This is a genomic window from Mesorhizobium sp. LSJC269B00 (assembly GCF_000502815.1).
Taxonomy (GTDB): Bacteria; Pseudomonadota; Alphaproteobacteria; order Rhizobiales; family Rhizobiaceae; genus Mesorhizobium.
This window is the reverse complement of sequence record NZ_AYVN01000037.1, coordinates 1-6072: the sequence shown is the minus strand read 5'-3', so window position 1 is coordinate 6072 and position 6072 is coordinate 1. Positions and strand designations below refer to the sequence as shown.

The window sequence follows — 6072 nt, the reverse complement described above, 5'->3', positions numbered from 1 at the left end:
TCGGACTCGATTGCCTCGGACGCCATAAAGACGCAGGGCTCGGCGGTGCTCAAGGCCGACTGCCTGATCACGGTCGGCGGCATGGTGCTGAACAATCCAGCGACCACAGTCTGCAAGTCCAACATCACCCGAGCCTTGCCGGCAGCCGATCCTTTCTCCGGCTTGGCGACGCCGACAGCCGGCAACCCTTGCAAGAATGTCAACGGCAACAAGACGTCGCAAACACTCCAGCCTGGCACCTACTGTAGCGGCATGAGCCTCAGCGGCAACGTCACCCTGCAGCCCNTGTCAACGGCAACAAGACGTCGCAAACACTCCAGCCTGGCACCTACTGTAGCGGCATGAGCCTCAGCGGCAACGTCACCCTGCAGCCAGGCGTCTACGTCGTGCAGGGCGGTATGAAGGTCAACGCCAACGCGGTCGTCGCCGGCAGCGGGGTAACCATCTTCATGGCAGGCAGCAACACCGTCAGCATGAACGGCAACGCCAAGGTGACGCTGAGCGCGCCTACCTCCGGAGCCTATTCCGGCGTGCTGTTCTACGGCGACAGGACCGGGACTGCGGCACAGAGCACCTTCAACGGCACAGCGGACTCGCTTTTGACCGGCGCCATCTATTTTCCCAGGCAGCAGGTCAACTACCTTGGCAACTTCTCGGGGAACGGTGGCTGCACTCAGGTCGTCGCCGACACTATCCAGTGGTCAGGCAGTACGACGATCAAGCAGAACTGCAAAGGCCTCGGGATGGACGACATTCCGGCGGCACTGTCCGTTCAGCTTGTCGAGTAGCGGGATGGGTGGGCGGACCTTGCGCATTGTCCGGGACAAATCCGGGATAGCCGCCGTGGAGTTTGCCATGTTGCTGCCCGTCCTGTGCTTGGTCTGCCTCGGCATCGCCGATGGCTGGTCCTACGTGACGAGTTACCTGCAGATGCGCGCGGGCGTCAAAACCGCGGCCAATCTCGTGATGGCCGGCGCGTCCAATGACACCGGGACGCAGGCGGTCGCGCTTTCGAGCTGGAACGACAAGCCCGAGGACGCCGCGGTCGTGCTGGTCCGCTCCTATTTGTGCGGCGCCACGGTCGTGGATGAGACCACCATCTGCGGCGGAAAGAAAATCTTCGTCCAGATAACGGCGACGGGCACCTGGGTGCCCCCGTTTAACTTCGGTGTCTTCCCGGACCCGCGCGCGATCAGTCATCAGCAGGTGATCCGTGTCCGCTGAAAGGATCGGATCCAGGTGGCGCCGTGACTGCTCCGGCGCAGCCGGGCTGGAATTCGCCTTGATCGCGCCTTTCCTGGTGATGCTTTTGTTCGGAATCTTCGCCTTCGGCTGGGCCATGAATGCCGTGTCGACCGTCCGCTATACACTGGAAACCTCTTCTCGGGCGCTGCAGCTGAACAACACGCTTTCGCAGAGCGACATCCAGGCCATCGCCACGCAGAAATTGGTGAACCTGGGTCTGNAGCTATGCCTTCGTCATCGCTTTCCCGTATTTCGACCAGTATCCGATAAATTACGCCACGACCGTCACGGTGCCTCTGGTTGCTAGCTAGGCGTACGACCGGCTTTCGTTGAGTTGGCGGCCCTGTATTCAGCTTCCCAAGGCAATGCGTCGAAGTCGGGCTTGTGCCCCGCTTCACGGTAGGCGGCCTGAGTGAGGAAACCTGCTTTGTCCCGCTCCACAACGCAAACAAATGGCGGAGTGCCCGGGCACCTATAAACGCCTACAGCTTTTTCCATGCAACAGGTGTGCTACGGGTGCTCGGAGATGTCGTCCTTCATTACGATGACAGAACAAGAGCGAGGACAGCAGCGGCCCGGCATCACTGAAAGGGTGCGGGTTGGTAAAATTCGTACAACTCTTTTCATTGCGGAGAGAGTTTCGGCGAGCTTATTAATGTGTCGTTTGCCATTGCCTTTTCTGGGAGGCTGCGATGGTTGCAACGCCCATAGATATCGCTCGAGCGGCCACTACGGCCACCTTGCTGATGCGCCAGAAGTCCATGGCGGAACCCGCCACATTTCGCCGGGACATGGATCAATCGCGCAGGGCCATCCGAGCCTCACGCGAGCTTCTGAAGCGCCTTGGTCAACGTCGTCGCGACGTGGCGCTAGGCTGGGAAGATGCCGACCCGTCTACTGTTGCCGTCTCCGCCTTTCAAGCCGACGTTCTCCGATGTGCATTCCGAGCCCTAGTAGGGGAAACGGGTACGCCTGAGTGTCAATGGCGCGATTTAGCCAAGGCCCTGGTGCGCGATTTCACTGGGTGCGAGCTGATCGAAACTGGCTTGGTGGATTGGATCGTCAGCAAGTAGCCGCTGCCCGCCAGCGGCCCAGCAGCGGTCTGCGGGGACTTTGCAGCGGACGCGCTGGGCCTGACCGGTGGGGCGGTGTGGTATCCGCCGGCTGGCGAACATATGCGCCTCCTGCCAACGCCAGCGAAACATCCAAACGAACGAGGCGATCTAACCGCGATCTGGCGATCCAAGGCCAACACATAGGCCGATAGCAAAGGCCTATAATCGCTGAGAGAACGAAAATGGCCGACGCCATGGTTGGGGAACCCGGGTGGGTAGGCGCCGGCCACAAGCGGAACAAGCCCGCCGCGCCACACACATGGCTGATTTGTCATCACGTGGTTATGGTGTTCGCGCAGGGCTGCACCAGCGGAACTTAGTAAACGCCGCTTGGTAAGCGATCCTCGACGCGATCGTTCATCGCCACGACGACTTGGGAAACTTGACGGCTGCAGCCTTCTGCCATGTCAAGCTCAAGTCGTTAACAGCGGCCGCCCGGTCATGAGCAGGCATGCGCCCATCCTAGCATATCGCGCTGCCGGTTTCGCAAGGCGCAGCAGCAAGGGGAGGCGACCAGAGCCGATGTGAAGGGGACTAGTCAAGCTAATATTCGCTTGCGCTAATTTAAATGTGCCGTAACGTCATGCTCAGCATTTTTGGGGAGGAGCAACGGTGGGGAGTATGATGAGAGTAGCTGTGTTTTGCGCGGCGATCGTGATCGCTGGGACTGGTGTCGCTATAGCCAAGGAGAAGAAGGTGGTGGTGAGTGACGCCACGGACCTTTGCTCTACGAAGCACTCTGCCAAGAAGCAGGTGCTCGAACTGGACTGCAGGCCGACCGGAACCGCCAAATTGCCGGCCGATGGAACGCCGGAAAAGCCGCGCCTCGGATACGACACCGATCCGTGGCTGGTTAAAGGCCTTTAGAGACTAGCCGCTGGCAATACAGCGCAGCTAAGGGGAATGTGCGCTGGCGGTGAAGCCTTCTTTGTTCTCTCATCGGTGGAACATTGTCGCCTGGAAACGCTTCGGACGGTGCACTGCCCCATCAGTGCAACGTTCCCTTCCTTGTTTGCACTGGCCGGCTGCCGAAAGGTGGCCGGCTTTTTTGTATATAACCGCGACCTGATGTTTGGGATTGTTGATGGACAGCCGCGAGTGGCCGCTGCTGGCCTAGCGTCTAGGATTGGAATATGTAGAGGCGAGATCACCAAGGCAGGGATGACCAGACTAAACAGCGGTTTCGTCTTTTAGCCGCGACGCCGGCGATAATTGAATTCAGAAGGGCGTCGGCCCGGCTGCACAGCTGGGCCAAGGCTGGAAAGAGTTCCGCTCCCGCCCAGCACGATACGCATCGCACCTGGGCGCAAGCGGTACCAATGGCTCGCCTATTCCGCCGCGCCTTTTCGGCAGGAAACCCTCGGCCTCATCACAATGGAGGGCGACATTCGCAGCGCCCTATGGAACCATCCAGAGTGACATAGGCTGTTTCATGGAACTTCCTGATGACATCAGGAGGCCTGTTAAGCATGCCAGTTGTTCGCGCTCGTAGCTCAGATGCAGGTTGGAGCTCTGCCTAGTGCGCCAGTATCGGAAGCGAGAACTAGGAACCGGGAGTGCTGCGGATAGATTGCCGCAGTCGAGCTTTTATCAGAGCATGGCAAGGGCTGCCTTTCTCTCCACGTTGGCGGTCGTCCTGTTGCTCGCGCTATTGCCAGACCACTTGCTGCACGCGTTGGCCTTTACGTCTCATCACGACAAGCTCAACCACGCCGCCGCGTTCGCCACCTTGTCGGCTTTGGGTAGCCTCGGCTGGCCCCAACAGGTGGTCCGGCTGGCGGTTCTACTTGCTTTTACGGGCGCAGCGATCGAAATCCTTCAAAGCGTCACAGGGCGTGACATGAGTGTCTTCGACTGGTTTGCCGACTGCGCCGGAATGGCATACGGGCTGAGAACCATGAGCTGGGTGAACGAGATTCTGGGCGAACCGGTTATTTGATCGCCACAGCTCCGCCTTACCGCCGCCGTCTTGGCCCACTTGCCAGCCTCACGCCCGCGGCCGCCTTCGAACCCTCGCTATTTTTAATTTCCGACGCAAAGGCCGATGGGTTTCAGGGCCGCTCACCATTTAGACTTAGGTCCGATTCTTTCCCGCAAATGGCCGAATCCGGAAACATTTCTCCTTCTACTTTGTTGCAGTGGCCGTGCCGCTGAGGAGAACATGCACAGTGCCTCTATCAAATGAACTGCGCGACGTACCTTTAGAATTCCAATGCCCCTCCTGTTCACGCCCTATGGTGAGAAGGGGATCCTGGCTGAAAACGATTGCCGGTTTCAAATGCGATAGTTGCAGGTCCAGAGTGCGGATCGGCTACGAAGAGAAGCTGGCCATATTCGAGCGGCACCTTAGAAAGGTGAGCGCCAGCAGATCGGAAGAGCGTCGTGTAGNGATTGCCGGTTTCAAATGCGATAGTTGCAGGTCCAGAGTGCGGATCGGCTACGAAGAGAAGCTGGCCATATTCGACCGGCACCTTAAGCGAGGCGCGCCGGATCTGGGCCGACGACCAATGGAGTGCGATCCCGGCAACGGTTCCTGAGAGTGTGTCGGCAATTCAAGCTCCAACTGCTTGCGGTCTGCCGCAAGTCCAAGCTTTCATCTGGTCGCAGGGTCAGGCGGCTCTTTCGTCCGCACGGAACCGATGATGGCGAGAGGTTTCGATGCGTCGGAGCACCGAGCAGGTCTACACGTTTTTCGTAGCGACCACCAATCTCTAGCTGACCACTTCAACGCTTTGACGAGGTGCGAGCAACTTGATTTTCAATAGTCTTTTTCGGGCCAACATGCGCGCCGCCTCTGCGATGCGGCCTCCGTAAGCATCGGCGACGAATGATAGCGTCGACAGGTCAATAATGAGGTCGTCGATCGCGCCCGCCAAGACACTGGACCCGCGCCCAAATTGATGCACCAGCGCCCGCACTTCCTTAAGTGCCGTCGAGGCTTCACCCGCATCCAGCAGCGCCTCGATGTCATCGAAAATCTGCATCCCGACCCTCCCGCTTGAAAACGATGGCAATTTCGCGCGAAAAGAAAGCGCCTGCCAAGGTGCTCGCGCACGAAGGCGGCTATTCAGACAACAAGAAAGCCCTGGTGGACCCACGATGAAGGGCGTCCATGGAGGGCGTTCAGCGAGACGCAACCGAGATCCGGCGCGACATTAAACGACAGCGATGCTTGAGCCGCGCTCTCTTACGAGCAATCCGAGCAGCGCCCAGCCGCCAGCCGATCGAAGATGTACGCCAAGACCGACAAGCTGGTGCAGCGTTTTGCCAAGGCTGAAGACGCGGTGAATCGCTCAGCGAAGACATGACCGGGGTGAAGGCGGCCACTGCCGAGGTGACCCGGTGGAAGTTGATGGGCCTCGGCGCATTCGGCTCACTGCATCGCAGCGGCGGCGCTCGCGTCGCTAGTTACGCCCTATTGGTCCTATCTGGCGCGTGCTGCGTGGCGGATCACGAGTTCTATCCGTGCTGCTAAGTCAGCAGAATTCCACACCACCTCCGGATAGGCCGTCTAGATCCGGTAACCGCACATTCTTGAGCACATTGTACGATTGTTACGCAAAGCAGCGGCCGCATCGACTCTCATCATCTTGGAACTACATTGCCACAATGGCACAGCTCTTTGAATCCGCCCCAGTGAGCGCTTCATTTCAGATGATCGTGGACCACTATGAGACAGCGGTTTCACTCCAGGAGCGCATTGTGACTCGCG

General features: G+C 59.0%; 7 protein-coding genes and 1 pseudogene. 7 read left to right on the top strand and 1 reads right to left on the bottom strand.

All coding sequences use genetic code 11. The features are described 5' to 3' along the window. The 6 genes and pseudogenes from X771_RS1000000169660 to X771_RS135775 all read left to right on the top strand — a co-directional run. Positions 1-788 (top strand): annotated as a pseudogene (locus tag X771_RS1000000169660) (hypothetical protein); the annotation flags it as partial. 4 nt (positions 789-792) lie between these two features. Further along, positions 793-1224 carry a TadE/TadG family type IV pilus assembly protein gene (locus tag X771_RS135760; protein WP_023690708.1) on the top strand — a complete coding sequence of 144 codons (432 nt, stop codon included), beginning with the start codon at positions 793-795 and terminating at the stop codon, positions 1222-1224. 58 nt (positions 1225-1282) lie between these two features. Next, on the top strand, positions 1283-1552 hold the full coding sequence (locus X771_RS01000000165715) for a TadE/TadG family type IV pilus assembly protein (protein ID WP_023690707.1): 270 nt from the start codon (positions 1283-1285) through the stop codon (positions 1550-1552). A 385-nt stretch (positions 1553-1937) separates the two neighbouring features. Continuing rightward, positions 1938-2318, top strand: a complete 381-nt coding sequence (locus X771_RS135765; protein ID WP_023690706.1) for a hypothetical protein — start codon at positions 1938-1940, stop codon at positions 2316-2318. Positions 2319-2981: 663 nt separating this feature from the next. Continuing rightward, complete coding sequence (locus tag X771_RS135770) at positions 2982-3227, top strand: hypothetical protein (RefSeq protein WP_023673947.1); 246 nt, start codon at positions 2982-2984, stop codon at positions 3225-3227. Between the two features lie 703 nt (positions 3228-3930). After that, positions 3931-4299: a VanZ family protein gene (locus X771_RS135775; RefSeq protein WP_245261975.1), complete on the top strand. Its 369-nt coding sequence runs from the start codon at positions 3931-3933 to the stop codon at positions 4297-4299. 772 nt (positions 4300-5071) lie between these two features. Here X771_RS135775 and X771_RS135780 read toward each other — a convergent pair. Next, a complete protein-coding gene (locus X771_RS135780) occupies positions 5072-5344 on the bottom strand; it encodes a hypothetical protein (RefSeq protein WP_023690703.1) in 273 nt (90 codons plus the stop codon). A gap of 320 nt (positions 5345-5664) precedes the next feature. Here X771_RS135780 and X771_RS1000000169655 point away from each other — a divergent pair, with 320 nt between their 5' ends. After that, positions 5665-5835, top strand: coding sequence for a DUF1515 family protein (locus X771_RS1000000169655; protein WP_023673960.1), 171 nt, complete (start codon positions 5665-5667; stop codon positions 5833-5835). Positions 5836-6072 lie beyond the last annotated feature (237 nt).

Excerpts from the sequence above, each read along its gene's own strand:
- X771_RS135760 (WP_023690708.1), top strand. The coding sequence starts at position 793 with ATGGGTGGGCGGACCTTGCGCATTGTCCGGGACAAATCCGGGATAGCC.
- X771_RS135765 (WP_023690706.1), top strand. The coding sequence starts at position 1,938 with ATGGTTGCAACGCCCATAGATATCGCTCGAGCGGCCACTACGGCCACC.
- X771_RS135770 (WP_023673947.1), top strand. The coding sequence starts at position 2,982 with ATGATGAGAGTAGCTGTGTTTTGCGCGGCGATCGTGATCGCTGGGACT.
- X771_RS135780 (WP_023690703.1), bottom strand. The coding sequence starts at position 5,344 with ATGCAGATTTTCGATGACATCGAGGCGCTGCTGGATGCGGGTGAAGCC.
- X771_RS1000000169655 (WP_023673960.1), top strand. The coding sequence starts at position 5,665 with ATGACCGGGGTGAAGGCGGCCACTGCCGAGGTGACCCGGTGGAAGTTG.